General features: G+C 61.3%; 23 protein-coding genes. 7 read left to right on the plus strand and 16 right to left on the minus strand.

Translation table 11 applies throughout. The features are described 5' to 3' along the window. Nucleotides 1-129 precede the first annotated feature (129 nt). Together dnaE and ACIQWS_RS06695 are read left to right on the plus strand one after the other, a co-directional pair. Nucleotides 130-3,639 (plus strand): DNA polymerase III subunit alpha, encoded by a 3,510-nt coding sequence (dnaE, locus tag ACIQWS_RS06690; protein WP_403173288.1) that lies wholly within the window; start codon nucleotides 130-132, stop codon nucleotides 3,637-3,639. 118 nt (nucleotides 3,640-3,757) lie between these two features. Beyond that, a complete protein-coding gene (locus tag ACIQWS_RS06695; RefSeq protein WP_403173292.1) occupies nucleotides 3,758-4,639 on the plus strand; it encodes a GyrI-like domain-containing protein in 882 nt (293 codons plus the stop codon). A 262-nt stretch (nucleotides 4,640-4,901) separates the two neighbouring features. Here the strand turns inward: ACIQWS_RS06695 and ACIQWS_RS06700 are convergent, their stop codons facing one another. Further along, entirely contained in the window at nucleotides 4,902-6,218 is a 1,317-nt protein-coding gene (locus tag ACIQWS_RS06700) for a DNA polymerase IV (protein ID WP_403173296.1), read from the minus strand. Between the two features lie 70 nt (nucleotides 6,219-6,288). Beyond that, nucleotides 6,289-6,579, minus strand: a complete 291-nt coding sequence (locus ACIQWS_RS06705) for a DUF3572 domain-containing protein (protein WP_403173299.1) — start codon at nucleotides 6,577-6,579, stop codon at nucleotides 6,289-6,291. A gap of 301 nt (nucleotides 6,580-6,880) precedes the next feature. On the opposite strand from ACIQWS_RS06705, the gene ACIQWS_RS06710 reads away from it, so the two are divergent. Both ACIQWS_RS06710 and ACIQWS_RS06715 read left to right on the plus strand, forming a co-directional pair. Beyond that, entirely contained in the window at nucleotides 6,881-7,252 is a 372-nt protein-coding gene (locus ACIQWS_RS06710; protein WP_008122893.1) for a response regulator, read from the plus strand. Nucleotides 7,253-7,280: 28 nt separating this feature from the next. Then, nucleotides 7,281-8,660, plus strand: a complete 1,380-nt coding sequence (locus ACIQWS_RS06715; RefSeq protein WP_346306752.1) for a PleD family two-component system response regulator — start codon at nucleotides 7,281-7,283, stop codon at nucleotides 8,658-8,660. 83 nt (nucleotides 8,661-8,743) lie between these two features. Here the strand turns inward: ACIQWS_RS06715 and rpmG are convergent, their stop codons facing one another. The 6 genes from rpmG to topA form a co-directional block, all read right to left on the minus strand. After that, entirely contained in the window at nucleotides 8,744-8,911 is a 168-nt protein-coding gene (gene rpmG, locus ACIQWS_RS06720) for a 50S ribosomal protein L33 (RefSeq protein ID WP_105735448.1), read from the minus strand. Between the two features lie 107 nt (nucleotides 8,912-9,018). Further along, nucleotides 9,019-10,197 (minus strand): MFS transporter, encoded by a 1,179-nt coding sequence (locus ACIQWS_RS06725; RefSeq protein WP_403173308.1) that lies wholly within the window; start codon nucleotides 10,195-10,197, stop codon nucleotides 9,019-9,021. Between the two features lie 3 nt (nucleotides 10,198-10,200). Next, complete coding sequence (locus tag ACIQWS_RS06730; protein WP_374042793.1) at nucleotides 10,201-10,962, minus strand: NUDIX hydrolase; 762 nt, start codon at nucleotides 10,960-10,962, stop codon at nucleotides 10,201-10,203. Then, nucleotides 10,937-11,368: a DUF983 domain-containing protein gene (locus ACIQWS_RS06735; RefSeq protein WP_346307231.1), complete on the minus strand. Its 432-nt coding sequence runs from the start codon at nucleotides 11,366-11,368 to the stop codon at nucleotides 10,937-10,939. The genes ACIQWS_RS06730 and ACIQWS_RS06735 overlap by 26 nt, the downstream gene beginning before the upstream one ends. After that, nucleotides 11,365-13,689 (minus strand): ribonuclease R, encoded by a 2,325-nt coding sequence (gene rnr / locus ACIQWS_RS06740; protein ID WP_403173312.1) that lies wholly within the window; start codon nucleotides 13,687-13,689, stop codon nucleotides 11,365-11,367. The genes ACIQWS_RS06735 and rnr overlap by 4 nt, the downstream gene beginning before the upstream one ends. Nucleotides 13,690-13,700: 11 nt before the next feature. Further along, entirely contained in the window at nucleotides 13,701-16,307 is a 2,607-nt protein-coding gene (gene topA / locus ACIQWS_RS06745; RefSeq protein ID WP_403173313.1) for a type I DNA topoisomerase, read from the minus strand. Between the two features lie 351 nt (nucleotides 16,308-16,658). Between topA and ACIQWS_RS06750 the strand changes: the two genes are divergently transcribed. Beyond that, nucleotides 16,659-16,859, plus strand: coding sequence for a hypothetical protein (locus tag ACIQWS_RS06750; protein WP_346307229.1), 201 nt, complete (start codon nucleotides 16,659-16,661; stop codon nucleotides 16,857-16,859). On the opposite strand, the gene dprA is transcribed toward ACIQWS_RS06750, so the two are convergent. From dprA to ACIQWS_RS06785, 7 genes are all read right to left on the minus strand, one after another. Then, a complete protein-coding gene (dprA, locus tag ACIQWS_RS06755; RefSeq protein WP_403173314.1) occupies nucleotides 16,833-17,960 on the minus strand; it encodes a DNA-processing protein DprA in 1,128 nt (375 codons plus the stop codon). The two genes, ACIQWS_RS06750 and dprA, sit on opposite strands and share 27 nt — an antisense overlap. Beyond that, a complete protein-coding gene (plsY, locus tag ACIQWS_RS06760) occupies nucleotides 17,957-18,565 on the minus strand; it encodes a glycerol-3-phosphate 1-O-acyltransferase PlsY (protein ID WP_346307227.1) in 609 nt (202 codons plus the stop codon). Before plsY ends, dprA begins: the two co-directional genes overlap by 4 nt. A gap of 22 nt (nucleotides 18,566-18,587) precedes the next feature. Next, nucleotides 18,588-19,874 carry a dihydroorotase gene (locus tag ACIQWS_RS06765; RefSeq protein ID WP_403173315.1) on the minus strand — a complete coding sequence of 429 codons (1,287 nt, stop codon included), beginning with the start codon at nucleotides 19,872-19,874 and terminating at the stop codon, nucleotides 18,588-18,590. Beyond that, entirely contained in the window at nucleotides 19,871-20,836 is a 966-nt protein-coding gene (locus ACIQWS_RS06770) for an aspartate carbamoyltransferase catalytic subunit (protein ID WP_403173316.1), read from the minus strand. The genes ACIQWS_RS06765 and ACIQWS_RS06770 overlap by 4 nt, the downstream gene beginning before the upstream one ends. A 268-nt stretch (nucleotides 20,837-21,104) precedes the next feature. Beyond that, nucleotides 21,105-21,890: an ABC transporter ATP-binding protein gene (locus ACIQWS_RS06775; protein WP_403173317.1), complete on the minus strand. Its 786-nt coding sequence runs from the start codon at nucleotides 21,888-21,890 to the stop codon at nucleotides 21,105-21,107. After that, the gene (locus ACIQWS_RS06780; RefSeq protein ID WP_403173318.1) at nucleotides 21,887-22,663 is read right to left on the minus strand and encodes an ABC transporter permease; all 777 of its coding nucleotides are present in this window, start codon (nucleotides 22,661-22,663) and stop codon (nucleotides 21,887-21,889) included. Before ACIQWS_RS06780 ends, ACIQWS_RS06775 begins: the two co-directional genes overlap by 4 nt. A 225-nt stretch (nucleotides 22,664-22,888) precedes the next feature. Then, on the minus strand, nucleotides 22,889-23,836 hold the full coding sequence (locus tag ACIQWS_RS06785; protein ID WP_346307223.1) for an ABC transporter substrate-binding protein: 948 nt from the start codon (nucleotides 23,834-23,836) through the stop codon (nucleotides 22,889-22,891). Between the two features lie 281 nt (nucleotides 23,837-24,117). Between ACIQWS_RS06785 and ACIQWS_RS06790 the strand changes: the two genes are divergently transcribed. Together ACIQWS_RS06790 and ACIQWS_RS06795 are read left to right on the plus strand one after the other, a co-directional pair. Then, on the plus strand, nucleotides 24,118-25,749 hold the full coding sequence (locus ACIQWS_RS06790; RefSeq protein WP_403173329.1) for an acyl-CoA dehydrogenase family protein: 1,632 nt from the start codon (nucleotides 24,118-24,120) through the stop codon (nucleotides 25,747-25,749). 412 nt (nucleotides 25,750-26,161) lie between these two features. Then, the gene (locus tag ACIQWS_RS06795; protein ID WP_346307013.1) at nucleotides 26,162-26,509 is read left to right on the plus strand and encodes a DUF6105 family protein; all 348 of its coding nucleotides are present in this window, start codon (nucleotides 26,162-26,164) and stop codon (nucleotides 26,507-26,509) included. On the opposite strand, the gene ruvX is transcribed toward ACIQWS_RS06795, so the two are convergent. Further along, a complete protein-coding gene (gene ruvX / locus ACIQWS_RS06800) occupies nucleotides 26,479-26,973 on the minus strand; it encodes a Holliday junction resolvase RuvX (RefSeq protein ID WP_403173345.1) in 495 nt (164 codons plus the stop codon). The two genes, ACIQWS_RS06795 and ruvX, sit on opposite strands and share 31 nt — an antisense overlap. Nucleotides 26,974-26,984: the final 11 nt, after the last annotated feature.

The raw sequence follows: 26,984 nt of genomic DNA on the forward strand, positions 1-26,984 counted from the left end.
TTTCGGTGGCGCATCACAGGTTGTTCACAGTCGCACGATCCAGCGGTCAAAGTATAGGTGGACACTCCAAGGTGGTTGCCCGAGAATGCGCGGGTGGTGAATCAGCGCGTTCGCCGGAATTTTCTGGAGATGGATACAGTGGCAGACGGACAGGGCAGACCCGGCGAAGGCAGTGCGGAAAAGCAGGCGCTTCGTTTCGTCCATCTGCGGGTGCATTCCGCCTATTCCCTGCTGGAAGGCGCGCTGCAGGTCGCCAAGGTCATCGATCTCGCCACGTCCAACAAAAGCCCGGCCATCGCCATCACCGACACCAACAATCTGTTCGGGGCGCTCGAATTTGCCCAGAAGGGTTCGAAGTCCGGCTTGCAGCCGATCATCGGCTGCCAGCTCGACATCGCCTTTCACGATCAGGCGGAGGAAAGCCGCAGCGCCAACCGGCGCGAAGCGCTCGGGCTTGCGCCGCTCGTGCTGCTGGCGGCGACGGAAACGGGCTATGCCAATCTCGTCCGGCTTGTCAGCCGCGCCTATCTGGAAACGCCCGCCGGCGATCCCGTCCATGTTGCCGCTTCCTGGCTGCCGGGGTTGACCGACGGTATCATCGTTCTTTCCGGCGGCCCCGAGGGGCCGATCGCCAAGGCGATCAAGGACGACCGCATCGACCGTGCCCGCCAGCGGCTCATCCATCTGCGCTCGCTCTATGGCGACCGGCTCTATGTCGAGCTGCAGCGCCATCGCGGCTATGACCGTGCCCTGGAAGCGACCCATATCGCGCTTGCCTATGAGCTGGAACTGCCACTGGTCGCCACCAATGACGTGTTCTTTTCCAAGAGCGCCGACTATGAGGCGCATGATGCGCTGCTGGCCATTGCGGCGGGTTCGCTGCTTTCGATCGACGATCGCCGCCGCCTGACGCCCGACCATTATCTCAAGACTGAAGACGAGATGGTGGCGCTGTTTGCCGATCTGCCCGAGGCACTGGAAAATACCGTCGAGATCGCGCTGCGCTGTTCCTATTATCCAAAAAACCGCGCGCCGATCCTGCCGCGCTTCACCGGTGAAAGCGACGATCCCGAAGCGGCCCTGCAGGAGGAAGCCGACGAGCTGGCCCGGCAGGCGCGGGAAGGCCTGGCAAGCCGCATTGCGACGCTCGGCATGGCTGATGGCCACACGGCGCAGGAATATGCCGACCGGCTGGAATATGAGATTTCCATCATCACCCGGATGAAATATCCGGGTTATTTCCTCATCGTTTCCGACTTTATCAAATGGGCGAAAGCCCATGATATTCCTGTCGGTCCCGGTCGCGGCTCCGGTGCTGGTTCGCTTGTTGCCTATGCGCTGACGATCACCGACGTCGATCCGCTGCGCTTCTCCCTTCTGTTCGAACGCTTCCTCAATCCCGACCGCGTTTCGATGCCGGACTTTGACATCGACTTCTGTCAGGAGCGGCGTGACGAGGTCATCCGCTATGTCCAGGCCAAGTATGGCCGCGATCAGGTGGCGCAGATCATCACCTTCGGAACGCTGCAGGCGCGCGCCGTGCTGCGCGACGTCGGCCGCGTGCTCGAAATGCCCTATGGGCAGGTGGACCGTCTGACCAAGATGGTTCCGGCCAACCCGGCCAATCCGGTGACGCTGGCAAAGGCCATCGAGGATGAGCCGCGCCTGCGCGAAGAGCGCGACAAGGAGCCGGTTGTCGAGCGCCTGCTGGACATCGCATTGAAGCTGGAAGGGCTGTACCGCCACGCCTCGACCCACGCCGCCGGTATCGTCATCGGCGACCGTCCTCTGTCCGAACTCGTGCCGATGTACCGTGATCCGCGCTCAGACATGCCGGTCACGCAGTTCAACATGAAGATGGTGGAAGAGGCCGGGCTGGTCAAATTCGACTTTCTCGGGCTGAAAACCCTGACGGTGCTGCAGACTGCGGTCAATCTGGTCAAGCGGCGCGGCATCACCGTGGATTTGTCCAATCTGCCGCTCGATGACAAGCTCAGCTATGAAATGCTGTCGCGCGGCGAGACAGTCGGCGTGTTCCAGGTGGAAAGCACCGGCATGCGCAAGGCGCTGATCGGCATGAAGCCGGATCGGATCGAGGACATCATCGCGCTTGTGGCGCTGTATCGTCCGGGTCCGATGGAAAACATCCCGACCTACAATGCGCGCAAGAATGGCGATGAGGAGATGGCGTCGATCCATCCCAAGATCGACCATCTCGTCAAGGAAACCCAAGGCGTCATCATCTACCAGGAACAGGTGATGCAGATCGCGCAGGAAATGTCTGGCTATACGCTGGGCGAAGCCGATCTGCTGCGCCGTGCCATGGGCAAGAAGATCCGCTCCGAAATGGACATGCAGCGCGTCCGTTTCGTCGACGGCGCGGTGGAACGCGGTGTGACCAAACCGCAGGCCAACTTCATTTTCGACCTCTTGGCAAAGTTCGCCGACTACGGCTTCAACAAGTCGCACGCCGCCGCCTATGCCATCGTGTCGTTCCAGACCGCCTATATGAAGGCGCATTATCCCGTCGAGTTCCTCGCTTCGTCGATGACCTACGATATGGCGAACACCGACAAGCTCAACGATTTCCGCCGCGAGGCGCTGCGGCTGGGCATCGAGGTGGTCACCCCTTCGGTCAATACATCGTTCCGCTTGTTTGAAGTCGGCGACAACCGCATTTTCTATTCGCTCGCCGCCATCAAGGGCGTCGGCGAGGCGGCGGTCGATCATATCGTCGAGAAGCGCGGTGACACGCCCTATGCCAGCCTCGAGGATTTCTGCGAGCGGATCGATCCGCGCGTCGTCAACCGGCGCGTGTTTGAAAGCCTGATCAACGCCGGGGCATTCGATTGTTTCGGGCGCGAACGCCCGGCGCTCATTGCCGGTCTCGACCGCATCATCGGCCATGCGCAGCGCACGCAGGAAGACAGCGTCAGCGGACAGGCGGATATTTTTGGCGGCATGGCCGCAGGCGGATCACAGGGGCTGCAGTTGCCCAATGCGGCGCCATGGCTGTCGGCGGAAAAACTGCGGCGCGAATTCGAAGCCGCCGGTTTCTACCTTTCCGCCCATCCGCTCGACGAATACCGGCCGATCCTGGAAAAGATGCGGGTGCAGAGCTGGGCCGAGTTTTCCGCTGCGGTCAAGCGCGGCGCCAATGCCGGACGGCTCGCCGGAACCATCACCGCCAAGCAGGAACGCAAGACCAAGACCGGCAACAAGATGGGCATCATCCAGTTTTCCGATGCTTCAGGCCAGTTTGAGGCCGTGCTTTTCTCCGAAGCGCTGGCACAGTACCGCGATCTCTTGGAGCCGGGACGCTCCGTCGTGGTGACGGTCGGCGCCGAAGACCGGCCGGAGGGCATCAGCCTGCGCATCCAGACGGCGCAGTCGCTTGAGGATGAAGCCACACGCATGCAGAAGGCTTTGCGCCTCTATATGCGCTCCAGCGAGCCGCTGAGCGCCATCACGCCCTATCTCGCCCCGCAGAATGACGGCCAGATCGTGTCGCTCATCCTGATCAAGGAGAATGGCGCCAGCGAAGTGGAGATCGAACTGCCCAACCGCTACCGCGTCGGCCCGCAGGTCGCCAGCGCCATGAAGGCCATTCCCGGCGTCGTCGATGTGGAGATGGTTTAGGCCACAACCGCACTGAGGCGCGTTGGACTGTATCGATCGATCCCTCCCAAACCGCAAGATCGGTCGAGCGCTGTATATCCGCAAGGGGCTAGCTGGTGCCGCCACGGAGGAACAGGCGATGAAGGCGGCACTTGAAAACTACCATGCCCGGATGCAACGGGTGCTGGATCACATCGAACAGCATCTTGACGATGATCTGGGCCTGGAAGCGCTGAGCGGCGTCGCGGCGTTCTCGAAATACCATTTCCACCGGCAGTTCACGTCCACCTTCGGGTTATCAGTGCATCGCTATGTCCAGCTTGCCCGTATGAAGCGCGCTTCGTATCGGCTGGCCTATATAGACGCCCAAAGCGTCACGGATATAGCGATGGATGCCGGTTACGACGCACCCGATGCCTTCGCCCGCGCCTTTCGGCAACGGTTCGGGCAATCGCCTTCGTCGTTCAGAAAATCTCCCGATTGGGAGCCGTGGCTTGCGGCCTTCGGGCCTTTTGACAATGCGAGGAGCAAGCTCATGCAGAAGACTTTTACCACCAATGACGTGACGATTCGCGATGTGGCCCCGACGCGGGTGGCGATCATGGAACATCGGGGTGACCCTGCCATGATCGGTGCCACCATCCAGCGGTTCATCGCATGGCGCAAGGCCGCTGGGCTGCACCCCAGGACAAGTCCGACCTTCACGGTCTGGCATTCCGAGCGGCGTCCCGCATCGCCTGCCGATTACAGCATGGACCTTTGTGTCGGCACCGATCAGCCGGTCGAGGCGAACGGCGCGCAGATCAAGGCCGGCGAGATTCCCGGTGGTCGCTGTGCGGTGCTGCGCGTCGTCGGCAACACCGACAATCTGGAGCCCGCCGCGCTCTATCTGTATCGTGACTGGCTTCCCGCCAGCGGCGAGGAAGCGCGCGACTTCCCGATCTATTGCCAGCGTCTGAGCTTTTTCCCGGAGGTGCCGGAGCATGAGGCGGTCGCGGAGTTGTTTCTGCCGCTGAAATAGCGCCGGTCAATGGTGGCTTGGCCATCTCTGCTGCAAAAGGCATCCCGCGTGGTGCGTGGTTCGCCCTTCGACAAGCTCAGGAAGCTCACCATGAGGGAGCGTGAGGATTGCAGGGAGTTATATTCTGCAACCTCTGCGATTAGCCTTGCAGCCCACCCAGCCCCCTCATGGTGAGCTTGTCGAACCACGCACCATCGTCATTGCAATCCAAAACAGTCCGGATTCATTTTCTCCGAAATTTCCCGTAAATCCCTGAATCAAATCAATCAATCTCGTCCGGGACCGGCCGTGTCCTTTGCCTGATCTTGCCGAAGGTATAGCCGGTTTCGACGGCATTGTTGCCGAATTTTCCGCGCAGCTTGTCGATGGCCGTCTCCGCCACGGCCCGCTTGGTCGCCTGCACATCGACAAGATCGAGCGGATCGGCGCGGCCGTCATCGCTGAGGTCACTCACGCCGATGCCGATGAGCCGGAACCGCGTCCCGTCGATCTCCTTTTCCAGCAGCGCCAGTCCCGTGCGGAAAATCCGGTCGGCAAGCTGGGTCGGGTCGGCCAATTGGCGATTGCGGGTCTTCAGCTTGAAATCGCGGGATTTGAGCTTGAGAGTCACCGTCCGGCCGGCAATATCGGCGGCCTTCAGGCGGCGTGACACTTTTTCGGACAGCGAGCGCAGGATCGGAACCAGCTCTTCCAGCGTGCCGATATCCTCGTTGAATGTCGTTTCCGCCGATACGCTCTTGGATTCGCCGTCCGGCTCCACCCGGCGCGTGTCGATACCGCGCGACAGCTGGTAGAGGCGCTGGCCCATGCTGCCATAGGCGGCCATCAGCGCGCCAAGCTCCATGGTCTGCAATTGGCCGATGGTGCGGATGCCGTCCCGTTCAAGCGTGGCGGCAAACACCTTGCCAACGCCCCAGATCATCGTCACCGGCTTGTCATGCAGGAAATGCGGGGTTTCCGCTTCGCCGATGACGGAAAAGCCGCGCGGCTTGTCAAAATCCGAGGCGATTTTTGCCAGGAACTTGCAATAGGAGAGGCCGACGGAAACCGACAGGCCCATTTCCTTTTCCACCCGGTTGGAAAACTGCGCCATGACCCGCACCGGCGGATCGTGGTGCAGGCGCTGCGTGCCGGACAGATCGAGAAACGCCTCGTCGATCGACAGCGGTTCCACCTGCGGCGTCAGATCGCGCATCATCTGGCGGATTTCGCGCCCCACGCGCACATATTTTTCCATGTTCGGGCTGATGACCACCGCATGCGGGCAGGCCTCCAGCGCCTTGAACATCGGCATGGCGGATTTCACGCCATGAATGCGCGCGACATAACAGGCGGTGGAGACCACGCCGCGCTTGCCGCCGCCGATGATGACGGGCTTGTTGCGCAGTTCCGGATTGTCGCGCTTTTCCACCGAGGCATAGAATGCATCGCAGTCCACATGGGCAATGGAGAGCCTGTAGAGTTCCGGATGGCGCAGCAGGCGCGGGCTGCCGCATTGCTGGCAGCGGCGCCCGGCCGAGGTCTGCGCTGTCAGACAGTCGCGGCAGAATCCAAATTCAGGATCGTTGAGGGGGGCCATGATGCTCGGAACATAAATAGAACATGCCGAACTTACTGAAGAGACTGGCCTCATGCAAGCCGTTTGCGCGTTAGTACACATCCTCCTGCCGTCCGCCCGGCAGCAGCCGCAGCGCCTGCTGGAACAGGGCAGGGTCCGTCTCTCTCGCCGCGCAATAGCGCATCAGCGTCGGTTCATGCGCCAGGTAGAACTGCAGCACGCCGGCCAGAAACCCCGGCTCCTGCGCCGCCTGGCGGATTTGATCCGCCGTGATGCCCGTAAGGGCAAGAAAACGCGGCAGCAATTCACTGTCCTGCGCCAGGAAAACCAGGGCATTGATCGCCAGATCCTGTGCATTCTCAAGGTTCATCTGCTGTTTCATTCTGTCTGTCTGTCCCGAAATGTGTGTTCATCCGAACACCCTTGAAAACAATATTCCCGTTTGACCGCCTGCCGCGACCCCATTGCAGGCGGAAGGGCCAATGACCAATTGAATCTCTACAAAAGAAGATGTTCAATAAAGCCTTGGTTAAACATGATCTGCAGCATTTTTTGACCGCCGTGAAGAGTTACCTTTTCATCAATCAAAACGCGCTATTACTTGCATCCATTCAATGATGCTGCGGTGGGAGCCTTGTCAAGGCGGCAATCCCACGCCACGCATGATCAACGGGACGTTGCCAATGGTGAAGAAAGTCATGATTGTCGAGGACAATGAGCTCAACATGAAGCTCTTCCGCGACCTTATCGAAGCCAGCGGCTATGAAACGATCCGCACACGCAACGGTCTCGAAGCCCTCGATCTGGCGCGCGAGCATCGGCCCGACCTGATCCTCATGGATATCCAGCTGCCGGAGGTTTCCGGGCTGGAAGTAACCAAATGGCTGAAGGCGGATGATGATCTGCATGTGATCCCCATCATCGCCGTGACGGCCTTCGCGATGAAGGGCGACGAGGAACGTATCCGGCAGGGGGGCTGCGAGGCCTATATATCCAAGCCGATTTCCGTGCCGAAATTCATCGAAACCATTAAGTCTTATCTTGGTGATGCGTGAGCCGCCTGTTTTCCCGGAGAAGTGAACTATGACGGCCCGCATACTTGTCGTAGATGATGTTCCTGCCAACGTGAAGCTTCTGGAAGCGCGGTTGAGCGCCGAATATTATGAAGTCGTCACGGCGTCGAACGGCTATGAAGCGCTGGAATTCTGCGAAAACAACAGCGTCGATGTCATCCTTCTCGATGTCATGATGCCGGGCATGGACGGGTTCGAGGTCTGCCGCCGGCTGAAGTCGCAGCCCGCCACCGCGCATATCCCGGTCATTCTGGTGACGGCGCTCGATCAGGATATGGACCGGATCACCGGATTGAATTTCGGCGCCGATGATTTTCTCACCAAGCCGGTCAACGACCTGCAACTGCTTGCCCGGGTGAAAAGCCTGGTGCGGCTGAAGAATCTCACCGACGAATTGCGGCTGCGGGTGGCAACGACCCGCGATGTCGGCCTTGAATCCATCCTGCGCTTTCCCAGCGGTGTCGAAGCCATAGCCCGGGATGCCAAGGTGCTGCTCATCGACGAGCGGCCCGGCAGCGTCGAACGAATCAGAACGATTCTGGCCGAGGAATGCACCGTCGACGTGCAGACCGATCCGCAGACGGGTTTTTTCGACGCCATTCAGGGCAATCACGACTGCCTGATCATCGCATCGAGCTTTGCCGATTACGATCCGCTGCGCATTTGCGCGCAGTTGCGCTCGCTCGACAACACGCGGTCGATGCCGATCATAGTCGTCGCGGATCAGGGCGAGGAACCGAAGGTTCGCCGCGCGCTGGAGCTTGGCGTCAACGATTATGTGGTGCGGCCGCTCAATTCCAACGAATTGCTGGCGCGCCTGCGCACGCAGCTGCGCCGCAAGGCCTATCATGACGGCCTGCGCGCCAGTGTCGTCAAGACTTATGAGATGGCCGTCACCGACAGCCTGACGGGCCTGCACAACCGGCTCTATCTGGAAACGCATCTGGCCACCCTGTTCAAGCGTGCCGTCGACCGCCGCCGTCCGCTGTCGATCCTGATGACGGACATCGACCGCTTCAAGCTGATCAACGACACCTATGGCCACGATGGCGGGGATGAGGTGCTGCGCGAATTTGCCCAGCGCCTGCGCCGCAACGTGCGCGGCAGCGATCTCGCCAGCCGCTATGGCGGGGAAGAGTTCTTCATCGTCATGCCCGATACGGATCTGACGATGGCGGCCATTGTCGCCGAGCGTATCCGGCGTGAAGTGGCCTCGACGCCGTTTTTCGTCGATGACGGCGCCACCGGCGTGCCGGTGACCATCAGCATCGGCATTGCCAGCGTGCAGTCGAAGGATGACAGCGTGCAGAACATGCTCAAGCGCGCGGACGAGGCGCTGTATGGCGCCAAGGCGTCGGGCCGCAACAAGGTTGTCTCCGAGGCGGCGTGAGGCCGCCCGAATCGGACTGCCAATCCCCGGAAACAAAAATGCCGCCCGAAGGCGGCATTTTGAACATGCGGGAAAATCCAGGATTACTTGATCTTGGTTTCCTTGAATTCAACGTGCTTGCGTACAACCGGGTCGTACTTGCGGAAAGAGAACTTCTCTGTCTTCGTACGGCTGTTCTTGCTCGTCACGTAGAAGAAACCGGTGTCAGCGGTCGACAGAAGCTTGATCTTGATATTTGCAGCCTTAGCCATTTTCAGTTTACCTGTCTTTACTAGAAGAGGACCGCCGTTCAGTCCAACAACGTGGCTATAAGCGGAAATTCAGGCGGACATGTACCAACACTCGCCGAAAAGTCAAGCTAGTTCCTGCGCCTTATCAGCCGCGAACCGACCAGAAGCGCGTAACCGGCGAAGAATACCGCCAATGACACGGCAAATCCGCCGGGGCCCATCGCATCCATGCCAAGCCCCAGTGCCTGCGGACCCACCAGCATGCCGACGGCGTAGCAGAACACGAACGCCGCATTGGCCGAGGCGAGTTCGCGCCCGGTGAGCTGTGAGCCGAGATGCGCAAGGCCGACCGTATAAAGCCCGGCCACCACACCGCCCCAGATGAAGAACAGGCCGGCCACCAGATACCAGTTGGCGGTGATGAAGGGCAGGATGCACATGCCGGCAAGCCCGACCAGCGCGCAGACAAGCAGGATCTTGCGGCGGTCCTGCACATGGTCGCTGAGCAGGCCGATCGGGATCTGCATCAGCACATTGCCAAGGCCGATCGTGGTCAGGAGCAGGGCGGCATCCGCCTCGCTGTAGCCGATGCGCGAGCCGTAGACCGGAAACAGCGCGAAGCCGCCGGTTTCCACCGCGCCGAACACGAAGACGGCCGCCGTCGCCGTCGGCACCGCCCAGATGAAGGGCGCGAAGGGCACATGTTCCTCCTCGTGAAAATCGGGGCTTTCCTTCCAGGCAAGGAGAACAGGCAGCATGGCGAAGATGATGATGCCGAAGCCGACGGCGAACGGCGTGATGCCGGTGCTGCCGATGCGCGAAAACAGCCAGGGCCCCAGCGCAAAGCCCATGGACAGCACCGTGGCGTAGACGCCGAGCACCAGCCCGCGTTTTTCTGGCGGCGCGGCGGTGTTGATCCAGTATTCCGACAGGATGAACAGCATGGTCAGGGCGAAATGCAGGAAGACGCGCAGCACCACCCAGACCCAGAAATCGCTGAAGACATAGAAGCCGAAGAAGGAGCAGGCGCCGATCAACAGCATCAGCAGCAGGGTCGGCACCACGCCGAGCCGCGCGGCGATGGAGGCGGCGAAGGGCGCGGCAACGATGGAGGCAATGCCGGCAACCGCCGCATTGAGGCCAATCATCGTGGCGGAGTGGCCGCGATTCTCCAGGATAACGCTGAGCAGCGGAATGCCGAGGCCGATGGCGACACCGACGGCACTGATCGTCGCGATGGCCGCAACAAGGGCGCGCCAGGATGACCGGACCACGATCTGGTCGGACGTCTTCTGCATTGCATCCATGAACTAGAAGACCTCTCGGACGAAGCGCCCGTATTTCATGCGGTATTCAACGACGGTGTGGCCGGGTTGCAGGGCCGGATTGGTCTCCAGCACCGCCTGCGCCTCCTGGATGATGGCGCGGGTGATCGTCGGAATATCGAGCTTCAGGGCGTCGTTGAAGGGCAGCCAGCACAGCTCTTCGAGCTCCAGCGACGGCCCGGTGCCTTCGGGCAAGCTGTCGGCCACCGCTTCGCGGAAGGCCATGAAAAAGCGCGTGTCGAAGCGGCGCGAGCCGCCGGGCGGCGTGGTGGCGCGGGCAAAATAGCGCATGGCCGAAAGATCGGGCAGGATGCCGCGCTGGTCAAAGGCCGCCCAGTCGGGGTGGCCGATGGCGGCGGGTGCGTGCCGGCCGAGGAACAGCCCGGCTTCCTCAAACGTCTCGCGGATGGCGGAAAGGGCGAGGGCGCGGCAGCGCTGGGTGCTGGGGCGCGTGCCCATGCCCTTCAAAAGATTGCCCTCGTCGGCCGGCGTCAGCTCGCCGAAGGCGGCAATCCGGCCATCGGCCCGTTCGGTGCGCCCGCCGGGAAACACGAATTTCCCCGGCATGAAGACATGGCGCATGTGGCGCCGGCCCATGAGGATGCGCACATCCTTGCCCGTACGGTCGACGAGCAGCAGCGATGCGGCATCGCGCGGCCGCAGGCGGGCATGTGCGGCTTTGGCAGGCGCGGATTTGTCGAGGTCGCTCAATGGCATCGTGTCACCGTTCCGGCGGTTCCAGCTCATCGGTTTCGCCGCCGAAACCATGCATGTAATTGGCCCATTGCAATCCAATGATCGCGCCCTTTATCGGTTGGAGCAGGGCGATGGACATGGCAACCGTGAGGGGTGCCCAGATTGCCAGATGCACCCAGCTTGAAAGCAGGACGAGCGTTTCCACCGCAAGGAATCCGCCCAGCACAATATGGCCTACAATTGTGATGGTTATATAAGCAGGAAAATCATCGGCTTGCTGGTGGGTATAGTCCTCGCCGCAGACGGCGCAGCGGTCGACCGATTTGACGAAGGCGCGGAACAGTTTTCCTTCGCCGCAATGCGGGCAGCGGCCGCGAAAGCCGCGCCACATGGCCTGACCGACCGGGCGGGCGGGTCTTGCCGGGGCCGTATCCGCACCAAAAATATGTTCCGTCATCCCTTACCTCTTCGCCCGCCGCGGGAAAACCCGCCCGGACGTTTCTGGCTTCCGCGCGCAAAACGCTTGGCCTTGTGGTGCGAGCGCACGCCGCTTGGAACGGCATGCGGTTCGGTCAGCATTTCGAACCGCAATGCACCCGCCACCGGCAGGGCCTCGATCAGGCGCACATCGACGATATCGCCCAGCCGGAAGCCCTTGCCGCTTCTTTCGCCCGAAAGGGCATGGTTGGTTTCGTCGTAAAGATAGTAATCATCGCCGAGGGTTGAAATGGGAATAAAGCCATCGGCACCATATGTCGCAAGGGCAACGAACAGCCCGGCCTTGGTCACGCCGGAAATCCGCCCCTGGAAACTGCTGCCGACCTGTCCGGCGAGGTGATGGGCAATCAGACGGTCGACCGTGTCACGCTCGGCCGCCATGGCGCGCCGCTCCGAGGTGGAAATCAGCGCGGCGATCTCCGGAAGGTCTTCCTCTTCCTTATGGGTGATGCCGTCGGGGCCGAGCGCCAGCGCCGCGATCAGCGCGCGATGCACGATTAGGTCGGCGTAACGGCGGATCGGCGAGGTGAAGTGGGCATATTTCTGCAGGTTGAGACCGAAATGGCCAATATTCTCGGGGTTGTATTCCGCCTGCGACTGCGAGCGCAGGACGACCTGGTTGACCAGTTCCTGCTGTTCGCTGCCTTCGACGCGCTTGAGAATATGGTTGAACTGGTTCGGGCGCAGTTCGGCGCCGCGCGCCAGCGAAATATCCAGCGTGCGCAAAAACTCACGCAGAATTTCCTGCTTGGCCAGCGAGGGCGCATCGTGGATGCGGAAGATCAGCGGCTGGCGCTTGCGCTCCAGCGTTTCGGCGGCGGCGACATTGGCCTGGATCATGAATTCTTCGATGAGCTTGTGCGCATCGAGCCGCGGCGGAATCACCACCTTGTCGACCTTGCCTTCCGGCGTCAGCAGGATTTTCTTTTCCGGCAGGTCGAGTTCCAGCGGTTCGCGTGAATCGCGCCCGCGCTTGAGTACGGCATAGGCCGCCCAGAGCGGCTTTAGGATGCTGTCGAGAATGGGCGCCGTCTTCTCGTCGGTCGCACCATCAATGGCGGCTTGTGCCTGCGGATAGGACAGGCGCGCATGCGAGCGCATCATGATGCGGTGGAATGTGTGCGAAATCTTGCGCCCGTCGGCACCGAATGTCATGCGCACGGCGAGGGCGGGGCGGTCGACCAGTTCCTTCAGCGAGCACAGGTCGTTGGAAATGCGCTCGGGCAGCATGGGAACGACGCGGTCGGGAAAATAGACCGAATTGCCGCGCTTCAGCGCTTCGCGGTCGAGCGCCGAACCCGGCGTGATGTAGGCGGCGACGTCGGCGATGGCGACGGTTGCGATGAAGCCACCGGGATTCTTCTCGTCCGCGTCCGCTTCGGCGCAGACGGCATCGTCGTGATCCTTGGCGTCGGCCGGATCGATGGTGACGAGCGGCACGTGCCGCCAGTCCTCCCGGTGCGCCATGGTGGCGGGCTTGGCCTTTTCCGCCTCGGCAATGACGCTGTCGGGAAACACATGCGGAATCTCGTGCTCGTGGATGGCGATCATCGACAGCGCCCGCTCGCTGGCAACGGAGCCGATGATCTGGCTGATCCGGGCAAGCGCCAGCCCGTAGCGGCCGATCTTGCTTACTTCGACTTCAACGAGGTCGTTCGCCTTGGCATTGTTCAGCTGGGCCGGGTCAACGGAAAGCTCCGCCTGCCGCCGCTCCACCGGCTCGATCCGCCATTCGCCATTGTCGAGATGGCGCAGCACGCCCAGCACCGCATCCTTGCGGTGTTCGATGCGCTTGATGATGCGGGCCGTATAGGCCGGACCGCTCGGATCGGCGCCCTGGAAAATGCGGGCGAGAACGCGGTCGCCGACGCCGGGTGTCGGGCCCTTCTGGTTGCGCGAGGCGCGGATGAAAACGGTAGGCGGCCGATCCTCGTGATCAGCCGGCCATTCGGCCGGCTTGGCAATCAGCCCGCCATCGCCGTCACGTCCGGTGATGTCGAGGACAGCAACGCTCGGCAGGCTGCCGGGAACGGCAAGGCGCTTTGCCCGCTTTTCCACCAGGCCGTCATCGGCCAGATCGCGCAGAATGTCTTTCAGGCCGATGCGTGCATCGCCCTTGAGGTTGAAAGCCTTGGCAATATCGCGTTTGCCCGCGCGGTCCGGATTCTCCTTGATGAACTGGAGAATTTCCTCGCGGCCCGGCAGATAGGGCTCGCGACCGGTGTCTGCGGAACTGGCAGGCCGCTTTTTTCCTTTGGGTGGAGAGATACGGCGTGCCAATGTTCGGGTCCTTAACTAGCTTTTTTCGTCGCCGCCTTTTTGGCGGCTGGTTTCTTGGCGGCGGGTTTTTTTGCCGCGGGCTTGCGGGCAGGGGCTTTCTTGGTGCCCTTGGCCCCGGCCTTCTCGGTGATCAGGAGCAAGGCTTCCTCGACGGTGACGGTTGCCGGGTCCTTGCCCTTCGGCAGGGTCGCATTGACCTTGCCCCAATTGACATAGGGACCGTATTTGCCGTCGCGCACGGTGATCGGTCCGCCGTCTGGATGTTCGCCCAGCTCTTTAAGCGCCGCCGGTGTGCCGCGCCCGCGGCCCGGGCCCTTGGCCAGCTTTTCCGCCAGCACCGTGACGGCGCGGTTGAGGCCGATGGAGAACACGTCTTCCGCGCTTTCCAGATTGGCATAGGTGCCGTCATGCGAGAGGTAAGGGCCATACCGGCCGATACCCGCCGAAATCATCTTGGCCGATTCGGGATGCTGGCCCACATCCCTTGGCAGGGACAGCAGCGCCAGCGCCTTTTCATGGTCCATGGCGTCGATGGTCCAGCCCTTCGGCAGGCTGGCGCGCTTGGCTTCCTTGCCGTCGCCGCGCTGTACATAGGGGCCGAAACGGCCGTTGCGCACGCTGACGTCCTCGTCCGTATAGGGATCCTTGCCGAGCACCTTCGGCTCGTCGCCATTGCCGTTCTCACCGGAGGCTTCGCTGCCGCCGAGCTGACGGGTGAACTTGCATTCCGGATAGTTCGAGCAGCCGACGAACGCGCCGTACTTGCCGAGCTTCAGCGAGAGATTGCCGGTTCCGCAGACCTGGCAGATGCGCGGGTCGCTGCCGTCTTCGCGCGGCGGGAAGACGAGCGGGCCGAGCTGGTCGTTCAGCGCATCGAGAACATTGGTGACGCGCAGTTCCTTGATGCCGTCGACCGAACCGAAGAAATCGGTCCAGAAGTCGCGCAGGACATCCTTCCAGCGCAGCTTGCCGTCGGAAATCTCGTCGAGCTTTTCCTCCAGATCGGCGGTGAAATCATATTCCACGTAGCGCTGGAAAAAGCTCTCGAGGAAGGCAATGACCAGACGGCCCTTGGCTTCGGGAATGAGCTTGCGCTTTTCGATGGTGATGTATTCGCGGTCGCGCAGGGTGGCGAGGGTCGCCGCATAGGTCGAGGGACGGCCGATGCCGAGCTCTTCCATCCGCTTGATCAGCGTGGCTTCCGAATAGCGCGGCGGCGGTTCGGTCGAATGCTGCGTCGCGTTGATCTTTTCGCGGGCGAGGGCCTCGCCGGCACGAATCTCGGGCAGGCGGGCGCCGTCCTCATCGACATCCTCTTCCTCGCGGTGATCCACATAGGCACCGAGGAAGCCGTCAAACTTCACCACGGACCCGTTGGCCCGCAGCTGGGCAAAACTTGAACCATTCTGCGCGTCAATGTCCACGACGGTCCGTTCGATATCGGCCGACTGCATCTGGCTGGCGATGGCGCGCTTCCAGATCAGCTCATAGAGCCGCGCCTGGTCGGCATCGAGGAACTGGCGCACATCCTTCGGGTGGCGGTTGAAATCGGTCGGGCGGATGGCTTCGTGCGCTTCCTGGGCGTTTTTCGCCTTGGTCGAGTAGAAGCGCGGCTTCTCCGGCACGTATTTTTCGCCGAATACCTTGCTGATCGTCTGGCGCGCCGCCTGAACCGCTTCCGGCGCCATCTGCACGCCGTCCGTACGCATATAGGTGATCAGACCGGCGGTCTCGCCGCCAAGGTCCATACCCTCATACAGCCGCTGGGCGATCTGCATGGTGCGCGAGGCCGAGAAGCCGAGCTGGCCGGATGCCGCCTGCTGCAGGGTGGAGGTGGTGAAGGGCGGTCCGGGATTGCGCTTGGTCGGCTTGGCTTCGACGGATGCCGCCTTGAAGCTTGCGCCCTCCAGCATGGCGCGCAGCGCACCGGCCTGTTCGGCGTTCTTGATGTCGAGCTTGGCGAGCTTCTTGCCGTCGACGGAAATCAGCCGGGCTTCGAAGCCGTCATTGCGCGGTGTCTTCAAGAGCGCTGCAATGTTCCAGTACTCTTCGCGCACAAAGCGTTCGATCTCGGCTTCGCGATCGGCGACGAGCCGCAGGGCGACCGATTGCACGCGGCCGGCGGAGCGGGCGCCGGGCAGTTTGCGCCAGAGCACCGGCGACAGGGTGAAGCCGAAGAGATAGTCAAGCGCACGCCGGGCGAGATAGGCATCCACCAGCGGCATATCGATGTCGCGCGGATTGGCCATGGCGTCGAGCACGGCGTTCTTGGTGATCGCATTGAACACCACGCGCTTGACCGGCTTGGTGCCGATGGCCTTTTTCTGCCGCAGCACTTCCAGGACGTGCCAGGAGATTGCTTCACCCTCGCGATCCGGATCGGTTGCGAGAATGAGGCCGTCACTGTCCTTCAGGGCCTTGACGATATCGCCGAGACGTTTGGCGGATGCCCCGTCGACTTCCCACGACATGGCGAAATCTTCGTCCGGGCGAACGGACCCGTCCTTGGCAGGCAGATCACGGACATGGCCGAACGAGGCCAGAACCGTATAGCCTGAACCCAGATATTTGTTGATTGTTTTAGCCTTGGCGGGCGATTCGACGACGACAACGTTCATTATTGAATTGGGCTTTCCTGCTCTTGTCACATTACAAAAGCACAGTTTTCACTTCGAAACAGGTCTTGTGAAATGAACAGGCTTGCTCGGAACGTCAAGGCCTGTGCGTGAAAAATCGTTAAATGCAACTTAAAGTTGCTATTTGAAATATTGCAATTAATGATATTATCCATGCGTCTCAGGCGCTTTATTGAGAAAGGCAGCGAGTCCCGCCTTTTTTAAGAAAGCGAATCACTATTTGATTGTTTTTGTGGAGGTTCGGACTGGCAAACTGTGAAATCCACCGGATTAAAGACCTATATAATATAACTTTATTTATTTCTGTATAAATGCGTATTTAAGGACGAAGTCATGGGTGAGAACAAGTTCAGTCGGACAGAAAACATAAGATATATTCAGCAAATGCTGGGAGAATTGCGCAGTATGGCCAAGTTGAATGACCTGGACATGCTGGCCTATCTGATCGAGATCGCTTACATCGAAAGCAATGATCTTCTGGCAAAAGAGACAAATATTGTCGCCCCTCTAAAGAAGCGAAACACTTCCACCTGAGTGACGCTGCAGCCGGCCGGCCAGATCGAGTTCGAGCAGAATAAGCGATATGGCCGCCGGATGAATTCCGCTTGTCCTGATGAGGTCGTCGACATCGGCGGGCGTTGGACCCAAAAGGGTGACGATCCGGTCGCGGTCTGTCTCGTTGGGCGGGGGAATGGACGGAAAGGCGGATTCCGGCGCGAAAAACGCCGTATCGTCGAGGGAGGGCCGGTCCACAAGCGGTCCGATGGCCGACAGGATGTCGGCGGTTTCAGTCACGAGAATTGCGCCGTTCTTCAAGAGGGCATTGGTGCCCTTGGCGCGCGGATCGAGCGGCGAACCGGGGACGGCGAAAACCAGGCGGCCGAGTTCTCCGGCGAACCGGGCGCTGATCAGCGAGCCGGATCGCTCCGCCGCCTCGACAACCAGCAGGCCGAGGGAAAGCGCCGCGATGATCCTGTTGCGGCGCGGAAAATCCCGGGCACGCGGCTCCCAGCCGAACGGCATTTCGCTGATGACGGCGCCGCCGCTTGCGGGGATCGCTGCGAAGAGGTCGAGATTATCCGGCGGATAGGGCTTGTCCAGGCCGCCGGCCATGACGGCAACGGTGCCGCTGTCAAGGCTTGCCTCATGCGCCGCCCTGTCGATGCCGCGGGCAAGCCCGGAGATGACGGCATAACCCGCCTGTCCCAATTCCCGTGCAATGATCCGCGTCAGCTTGATCCCGATGAGCGAGGCATTGCGCGCGCCGACAATGGCGACAGCCGGAAGCCGAAACACCGCCGCATCGCCCTTGATCGCCACCAGCGGCGGCGGATTGTCGGCATGGCGCAGATAGCGGGGATAGTCGGGTTCGCCGATACCGGTGAAGACGGCCCCCATGCGCGCGGCCATCGCCATTTCGCGCCGGGCCTCGTCGAGGCTGGCAATCCGGATGGGACGGCGGCCGCCGCCGCGGCGCACCAGTTCCGGCAGCATTTCCAGAGCGTCGGAAGCCGAGCCGTAGCGCGCAATCAGATGGCGGAAGGTGACCGGGCCGACATTCTCACTGCGGATCAGCCGAAGCCAGCTCAGTCGCTGGCTGTCAGAAAGGCGGATGCCTTTCTGATCCTCCGTCACCCCTTGGACCCGATCTTGCCCTCGGTGCCGGCCATGAGGCGCTCGATATTGGCGCGGTGCTTGATGAAGACGATGACCGTCAGGATGAGGAAGAGCAGGGCGATGGCGTGGTAGCCCATGACATAGAGAATGATCGGGGTGGCAACCGCCGCGATCAGCGCCGACAGCGAGGAATAGCGGGTGGTGTAGGCAATGATCAGCCAGATGGCGGCGAAGATCAGCGCCACCTGCCAGACAAGGCCGAGCAGGACGCCGAGATAGGTGGCGACGCCCTTGCCGCCCTTGAATTTCAGCCAGACCGGAAAGATGTGCCCGAGAAAGGCGCCGAGACCGGCGACAATGGCGGCCTGCGGGCTGATGGCGCCGGCAATCAGCACGGCAGCGGTTCCCTTGAACATGTCAAGCAGCAGCGTTGCCGCCGCCAGCTTCTTGTTGCCGGTGCGCAGCACGTTGGTGGCGCCGATATTGCCGGAGCCGATGCTGCGCACGTCGCCGAGGCCCGCGAGCCGTGTCAGGATCAGCCCGAACGGAATGGAGCCGAGCAGGTAGCCCAGGACCAGCGCGGCGAAAAGATATCCTGCCTGCCCGTTGATGAAATCCGACATGCTCTCTTCCCCGGTTTTCTCTTCAGATGGTGAAAACGGACTTGCCCGCCACAAATGTCTGCAGAACGCGGCCCTGGAAACGGGCGCTTTCAAAACAGCTGTTCTTGGAGCGCGACCGCAGCTGTTCTTCCTTCACAATCCACGGCTCGTCAAGATCGACTATGGTCATATCCGCCCGGGCGCCCGGCTTGAGCGTGCCCGCATCGAGGCCGAAAATTTTAGCCGGGCCGCTGGAAAGCGCTTCGACGACGCGGATCAGCGGCACATCGCCATTGTGGTAGAGCCGCAGGGCGGCGCCGAGCAGGGTTTCCAGGCCGATGGCCCCGGCCGCCGCATCGGCGAAGGGCAGGCGCTTGGTGTCGACATCCTGCGGATCGTGCGACGAGACGATGATGTCGATGGTGCCGTTGCGCAGCGCCTCGACCATGGCCAGCCGGTCTTCCTCGAGCCGCAGCGGCGGCTGCAAGCGGAAGAAGGTGCGGAATTCGCCAATGTCATTCTCATTAAGTGAAAGATGGTTGATGGAGACGGCTGCAGTGGCATTGACGCCGTTCTGCTTGGCGCGGGCCACCACCTCGGCGGACATGGCCGTCGAGATTTGCGCGGCGTGATAGGTGCCCTTGGTCAGCGCGGCGAGACGCAGGTCGCGTTCGAGCGGGATGACTTCCGCTTCGCGCGGCGTGCCGGAAAGGCCGAGCCAGCTGGCATAGAGGCCTTCATTCATCACACCCGATATGCCGAGATAGGGATCCTGCGTCTCGTGCGACAGCACAACCCCGAAATCCCTGGCATAGGTGAGGGCGCGGCGTAAGAGCTGCGTATCGGCGATGGAATGGCGCCCTTCCGTGATCGCCACCGCACCCGCCGCACGCAGCAGGCCGATTTCGGTCATTTCCTGGCCCTGCAGCCCCTTGGTGACCGCTGCCGCCGGATAGACATTGACCACGGCCGTATCGCGCGCCGTGCGCCGGACGAATTCGACCAGCGCCACATTGTCGATCACCGGATCGGTGTCCGGCATCATGATGATGGAGGTCACGCCGCCGGCCGCTGCCGCATGGCTGGCCGAGGCGATGGTTTCGCGGTGTTCGCCACCGGGCTCGCCGATGAAGACGCGGGCATCGACGAGGCCCGGCAAGACGGTTTTTCCCGTGCAGTCGATAACCGCTGCCCCTTCGGGCGCACCCTGGTTGCGGGCATCGGCGCCGCTGGCAACGATGCTGCCATCCCTGACGATGATTGTTCCGGTCTCATCGAGACCGCGGGATGGATCGACGATCCGGGCATTGTGCAGAACGGTCGTGCTCATCCCGCTACTCCTTCCGCGTTGCGGCGCGGGTCCAGCAGCGCTTCCATCACCGCCATGCGCACGGCAACGCCCATTTCAACCTGTTCCTGAATGACGCTCTGCGAGCCGTCGGCCACATCCGAGGCGATTTCGACGCCGCGGTTCATCGGTCCGGGATGCATGACCAGCGCGTCGGGCTTGGCATGTTTGAGCTTTTCGCGATCAAGCCCGTGATAGTGGAAATATTCGCGCACCGACGGCACGAAGGCGCCCGCCATGCGCTCACGCTGCAGGCGCAGCATCATCACCACGTCGGCGTCTTTCAGACCCTCTTCCATCGAGTTGAAAACCTCGACGCCCATCTGGCTGATCCCGGCGGGCAAAAGGGTCGAGGGGGCGATGACGCGCACCCGCGCCCCGAGGGCGTTGAGCAGCAGGATATTGGAGCGGGCCACGCGCGAATGCAGCACGTCGCCGCAGATCGCCACGATCAGCCGGGCAACCTTGCCCTTGGCGCGCCGGATCGTCAGCGCATCGAGCAGGGCCTGCGTCGGGTGTTCATGCGCGCCGTCGCCGGCATTGACCACCGAGCAGCCCACCTTTTGCGCCAGCAGGGCGGCGGCACCGGCGGAGCCATGCCGGATGATCAGGATATCCGGCCGCATCGCATTCAGCGTCATGGCGGTATCGATCAGCGTTTCGCCCTTTTTCACCGAGGAATTGCCGACCGACATGTTCATCACATCGGCGCCGAGCCGTTTTCCGGCCAGCTCGAAGGATGACTGTGTCCGGGTCGATGCCTCGAAGAACAGGTTGATCTGCGTCCGCCCGCGCAGGACACTCTTTTTCTTCTCGGACTGGCGCGAAACCGCGATCTCGCTGTCGGCAAGGTCGAGAAGAATATTGATGTCCTCGGGGGAAAGGTTCTTGATGCCAAGCAAATGGCGGTGGGGAAACAGCAGGGGGAGCGTTTTTGATGTCATATCAAGTCCCCCCTATAGGCTTGATGCCGCCGCCCCGCAAGCGTTTGGCAGCATATCCCGCCCTGTTCCCCCTAAAAAATCCCTTGTTCTTATAAGTTCGTGACGCTGCATGAATATTGTGCGTGGTTCGACAAGCTCACCATGAGGGAGGTGGTTTGACTGCAATGCCAATCTGATAGGTTGCAGAATATGACTCCCTGCAATCCTCACTCTCCCTCATGGTGAGCTTGTCGAACCACGCACAATGGTGATGCAATAAAGTAAAACCCTAATGCGCCTCGGCGGCCAGAATGGCCTCGCTGCGGATTTCTTCCGTCAGCTTCAGCCGCATCCCGGTAAACTCCGGGCTCGCCTTCACCGTATAATGCCGGGGATGGCCGAGCGGCACGGGCATGATGGATTTGATCCGGCCCGGCCGCGCCGACATCGTCACCACCCGCGATGCCATGAAGATTGCTTCCTCGATATCGTGCGTGACGAAGATGACGGTCTTCTGCTCGTGCTCCCAGATACCGAGCAGCAGCTCCTGCATCAGCCCGCGCGTCTGGTTGTCGAGCGCGCCGAAGGGTTCGTCGAGCAGCAGGATTTTCGGATTGTTGGCGAGCGCCCGGGCAATCGCCGTGCGCTGCTGCATGCCGCCCGACAGCTGCTTCGGCCAGTGATTCTCGAAACCGCGCAGGCCCACCTTGTCGATATAGGAGGCGACGATGTCGCGCCTTTCCTTTTCGTCGATCCCGCGTTCGCGCAGGCCGAAGCCGATGTTCTGCTCAATCGTCAGCCACGGAAACAGCGTATAGGACTGGAAGACAACGCCGCGATCCGCGCCTGGGCCCGTCACTTCCTGCCCGTCGAGTGTCACTGTGCCGCTGGTTGGCCGGTCGAGCCCGGCGACAATGCGCAGGAGCGTGGACTTGCCGCAGCCGGACGGTCCGAGGATCGAGACGAAGTCGTTATGCGCAACGGTGAGGTCGGTGGGCTGCAATGCCTCGGTCGGCTTGCCGCCGTGCACGCCCGGAAAAATGCGGCTGACGCCTTTGATGACGAGCGTGCTCATGCGAGCCTCCAGGCGAAAAGCCGGCGATTGACCGATTTGAACAGGAAATCCGAAATCAGGCCGATGACACCGATGACGATGATGCCGAAAATGATCTGTCCGGTGGCAAGCAGCGCCTGGCTGTTGATGATCATGTAGCCGATGCCGGAGGATGCACCGATCATTTCGGCGACAATGACATAGGTCCACGCCCAACCGAGCACCAGCCGCAGCGTTTCGGCGATATCAGGTGCATTGGCCGGAATGAGGACGCGCTTGACGATGCCGCGATCATTGGCGCCGAGCGTATAGGCGGCTTCCACCAGATCGCGGCGCGTGTTGGCGACGGCCACGGCCACCATCAGGATGATCTGAAACACCGCGCCGATGAAAATCACCAGCAGCTTCTGCATCTCGCCGATACCTGCCCACAGGATCAGGAGCGGAATGAAGGCCGAGGCGGGAAGATACCGGGCAAAGGAGACGAAGGGTTCCAGCATGGCCTCGATGGGCTTGTAGGCGCCCATGGCAATGCCGAGGGGAACGGCGATGATGGCCGCGATGACAAAGCCGCCGACAACCCGCCAGATCGTCATGCCGATATCGTAGAGAAAATTCTGCTGGGACAACAGGAGCCAGCCGTCATGCAGCATGGTCAGGGGATCGGCGAGGAATGTGCTGGATACGAAGCCGCCGAAGGTTGCGGCGGACCATGCCGCAATGAACAGGATAAAGAAGAGGACGCCAAGCAGGACGCGTGACGACGCCCCGATCGGCTGGAGAGGTTGAACCATGAGTGTTCCGATGCAAAGAGTGAAGGTATAACCCTAGGAGTGCCGATGTTGTCCGGTTGAAGTGGCTGCAAGCTGCAGTGCGTGGTTCGACAAGCTCACCATGAGGGAGGTGGTTTGATGCAAGGCCAATCCGATGGGTTGCAGAATAGTGCTCCCTGCAATCCCCCACCTCCCTCATGGTGAGCTTGTCGAACCACGCACCCTCCTCTTGCAGCCATCAGCTGATTACTTGATGAAGCTGGTATCGACGATGGTGCTGATATCCGGCTTCTTCTTGATGACGCCAATTTCAAGCAAAAGGTCTGCCGCCTCGTCGGAGAATTTGGCAAAATCCTTCTCGAAGAAGGCCTGGTTGGCTGCCTTGTCCTGCCAGCGCAGATATTGCGCGGAATTGCCGAACACCTCTGCCGTCTGCTTCACGTCGGCACCCATGATCGCGTAGGCCTTGTCCTTATCGGCTGCGATCAGCTCCAGTGCGTCGAAATAGCTCTTGGCGAAGGCCTTGGCTGCTTCCGGATTCTTTTCGAGGAATGCATTGGTGCAGCCAAAAGTGTCCATCACGACGGGATAATCCAGCGTGGTGGCGATGATCTTGCCCTTGTCCGGGGCGGCGCGCACGGTGGACAGATAGGGCTCATACGTCATCGCCGCGTCGTTCTGCCCGGCGACAAAGGCCTGGGCCGCCGGTCCCGGCTCGAGATTGACGACCTTGACGTCCTTCAGCGACAGGCCGTTGTGCTTCAGCATCCATGCCAGGACGAAATAGGGCGATGTGCCGGGCGCCGATGCGGCGATGGCCTTGCCCTTGAGGTCGGAAATCTTGGCGACGTCGCTGCGCACGACCATGCCGTCGGCGCCGAATGACTTGTCCATCTGGAAAATCTGCTTGGTGGCGACGCCATTGGCGTTCCAGGCGATCCAGGTTTCCACCGTGGTGGCGGCGCACTGCACGTCGCCCGATGCCAGTGCCAGATGGCGGCTTGCCTGCGGAATCTTGGTCAGCGTGACGTCAAGGCCGTTCTTCTTGAAGATGCCGGCCTCCTTGGCCAGCGTCAGCGGGGCAAAGCCGGTCCAGCCGGACAGGCCGACGGAAACCGCCGTGTCCGCCTGTGACGGGACGGCGGATGCCAGAAGTGCCGCGCATGCAGCGCCGAGATACCATTTGAATTTCATCTGATTGACCCCTTTGTTCATTTTTTTGGCACGATGAATATAGAGGCATGATAGGCAGGCAGCTTTTCATTTGTCTAGACATAAGCTTGCACCCGGATACAGAAAAAGCTGCCTGAGACATTTTGCATCGGCGCCGTCATTCGGCTAGAAGAAGATGGATCGGTTAACCGCTTGTCAGAACCTTCATTCCATAAATGCGCGACTCAAGATTGCGGCGCTGACGTGTTCGGATGAAACGGGCCATGCCGTAAAGACAGCTCATATTGGATCAGGACATTTTCTTGAAAACCCACGACGTTCTCAACCAGACACCCTCCATGATCGGCCTCAACGCCTATCTCGGCGATCCGTTGCTGATGCAGATCACCAAGCGGTTTCCGCAGGCGACCCGGACGGAGCTGGAACAAAGCGGCCGGTTTGTCCTGTCCGGTGATGCGCAGGATCTGGCGCGGCTCGCCAATACGGAAACGCCCAAGCTGCGCACCCATGACCGCCAGGGCTTTCGCGTCGATGTCGTCGATTACCATCCGGCCTATCATGCGCTGATGCGCCGTTCCGTGGCGCAGGGCCTGCATTCATCCATCTGGGAAGACGGCCCGACGGAAAACGGCCTGCGCCATCAGGCGCGCACGGCGCGCTTCTATACGGCAGCGCAGCTGGAATGCGGGCATCTCTGCCCGATCACCATGACCAGCGCGTCGCTGGCGGCCTTGATGTCGTCGCCAAGCCTGTACCGCGAGTGGTCACCGCTGGTCCTGCCGCGCAAATATGATTCCAGCAACAAATCCCCGGCCAAGAAGGCAAGCCTGACGCTCGGCATGGGCATGACGGAGAAGCAGGGCGGCACGGATGTGCGCACCAATACGACGCGCGCCGAACCCGCCGGCAGCGGTTTTTACCGGATTACCGGCCACAAATGGTTCATGTCGGCGCCGATGTCCGATGCGTTCCTGGTGCTGGCGCAGGCGCGGGAAGGCTTGTCCTGTTTCCTCGTGCCGCGCATCCTGCCCGACGGATCATCCAACGGCTTCCGCTTCCAGCGCCTGAAGGACAAGCTCGGCAACCGCTCCAATGCATCGTCCGAAGTCGAATTCGACAATGCGCTGGGCCAGATGGTCGGCGCTCCGGGCGACGGTGTCAAAACCATCATCGACATGGTGACGCTGACGCGGCTGGACTGTGCCATCGCCTCGGCCGGGATGATGCGCGCCGGTCTTGCCGAGGCGGTGCACCATGCACGCCATCGCATCGTGTTTGACGGGCCGCTGTTTGACAAGCCGCTGATGCTGCGGGTCATGGCCGACATGGCGCTGGATGTGGCCGGCGCGACGGCGCTGACCTTCCGGCTGGCCCGCGCTTTCGACAATGCGGCGCAGAGCCGCGGCGAGGCGGCCTTTGCCCGGGTGATGACCCCTGTGGTGAAATACTGGGTTGCCAAGATCGCGCCCGCCTTGCTGTACGAGGCGATGGAATGCCTCGGCGGCAATGGCTACATCGAGGAGGGCAATCTTGCCCGCCATTACCGTGAAGCCCCGGTCAATGCCATCTGGGAAGGCTCCGGCAATGTCATGGCGCTGGACGTGCTGCGCGTTCTCAAGCGCGGGCCGCAGCTGTTCGACGAGGTGCTGAACTGGATCGGCGCCCAGCTCGGACGCGGCGGGCAGGGCACGGTCGAGGTGCTGCGCGCCGCCATGCGCGTTGCGGAAAATGACGAAGGCGCCGCGCGTATCCTGACCGAACAGCTGGCACTCGCCGCAGCGGGCGCCGAACTGCGGCACCTGCACTCTGAAGATATCGCCGATGCGTTCATCGAAACCCGCCTCGGCGGGCAGTGGCGCACCACCTACGGCATGCTCGATGCCCGTCACAACGCCAAGAGCATCGTCAACTCGCTCTATCCCCCGGCCAACTGAGCGCCGTTTCTGCTGGCATAGTCGTCGCGCGTGGTTCGACACGCTCACCATGAGGGAGGGTGAGGATTGCAGGGAGCTTTATCCTGCAATGTTTCCGATTGGCTTTGCAGCCCACTCATCTCCCTCATGGTGAGCGTGTCGAACCACGCATAACGCACGGTGCCCGCTGTTTTTCGACGCGCCTGCACACCGCTTTTGTCAAATATTCCCATCGACCGTGGATCAGCCCTCTTTCAAGTCCAAAAACTGCCCCGGCTAATACCTTCAATTTTAATAAAATTTTTTTAAATTAACCTTAACAAACGGTTTACGTTGCGCCTAAACTCTTAGCAGATATCAATGTGATTCGAAAATACCTCGTGATTTCACGGGGTTACACAACCGCCACCGTCTTCCCCGCTAGGAGAAATGAATGCGCAGCTTCCTGATATTCTGGGCAGGCCCGTTAAGCTTTCTGTGGGGTTGGTATTTTCTGTCGTACTACGATCTGAGCATGGGGATGTACTTCTTCAGCCGTGAAATGCACGATCTGGTCTTCACCATTTACGGCAATATTCTCGGGATCGCGCCGGAGAGCATTCCGCCGCTGGTCGCCCGTGCCTGCATCGTCGATACGGGGCTGGTTTTCTGCCTGATCGCCTTCCGCCGCCGCAAGCAGATCATCGCCTGGGTCAAGGTGTGGCGGGCAAACCGTGCCGCCGCCGCGGCATCGGCCAATACGGCGCTGGCCTATTCGAAGGAATTGCCGTCCGCGTCCTGACGCAGGCTCTGCAGGCGGTCCAATGCCCCTTGCAGGATGAACGCCGCCGCAGCGGAATCGATCCGCTCGGCGCGTTTTTGCCGTGATACATCCATGCCGATCAGCGCGCGCTCGGCCGCAACCGTCGATAGACGCTCGTCCCAGTAGACGAAGGGCAGGTCGGTCAGCTTTTCCATGTTGCGCACGAAGGCGCGGGTGGCCTGCACGCGCGGGCCTTCGCTGCCGTCCATATTGACCGGCAGGCCGATGACGATGGCGCCGACATTGTCGCTTTTCAGCGCCTTCAGCAGATCCTGCGCGTCGTGGGTGAACTTGCTGCGCTTGAGCACCGGGCGCGGATTGGCAAAGGAAAAACCCCGGTCTGAAATGGCGATGCCGATGGTTTTCGTGCCCAGGTCGAGCCCCGCGACGGTCTGGCCGTCGGCGACATGATCTTCGAGCTGTTCAATGGTCAGAACCGTCAAGGGTGTTTCCT

It is taken from the genome of Phyllobacterium sp. NPDC097923, from assembly GCF_044760925.1.
Taxonomy (GTDB): domain Bacteria; phylum Pseudomonadota; class Alphaproteobacteria; order Rhizobiales; family Rhizobiaceae; genus Phyllobacterium; species Phyllobacterium calauticae.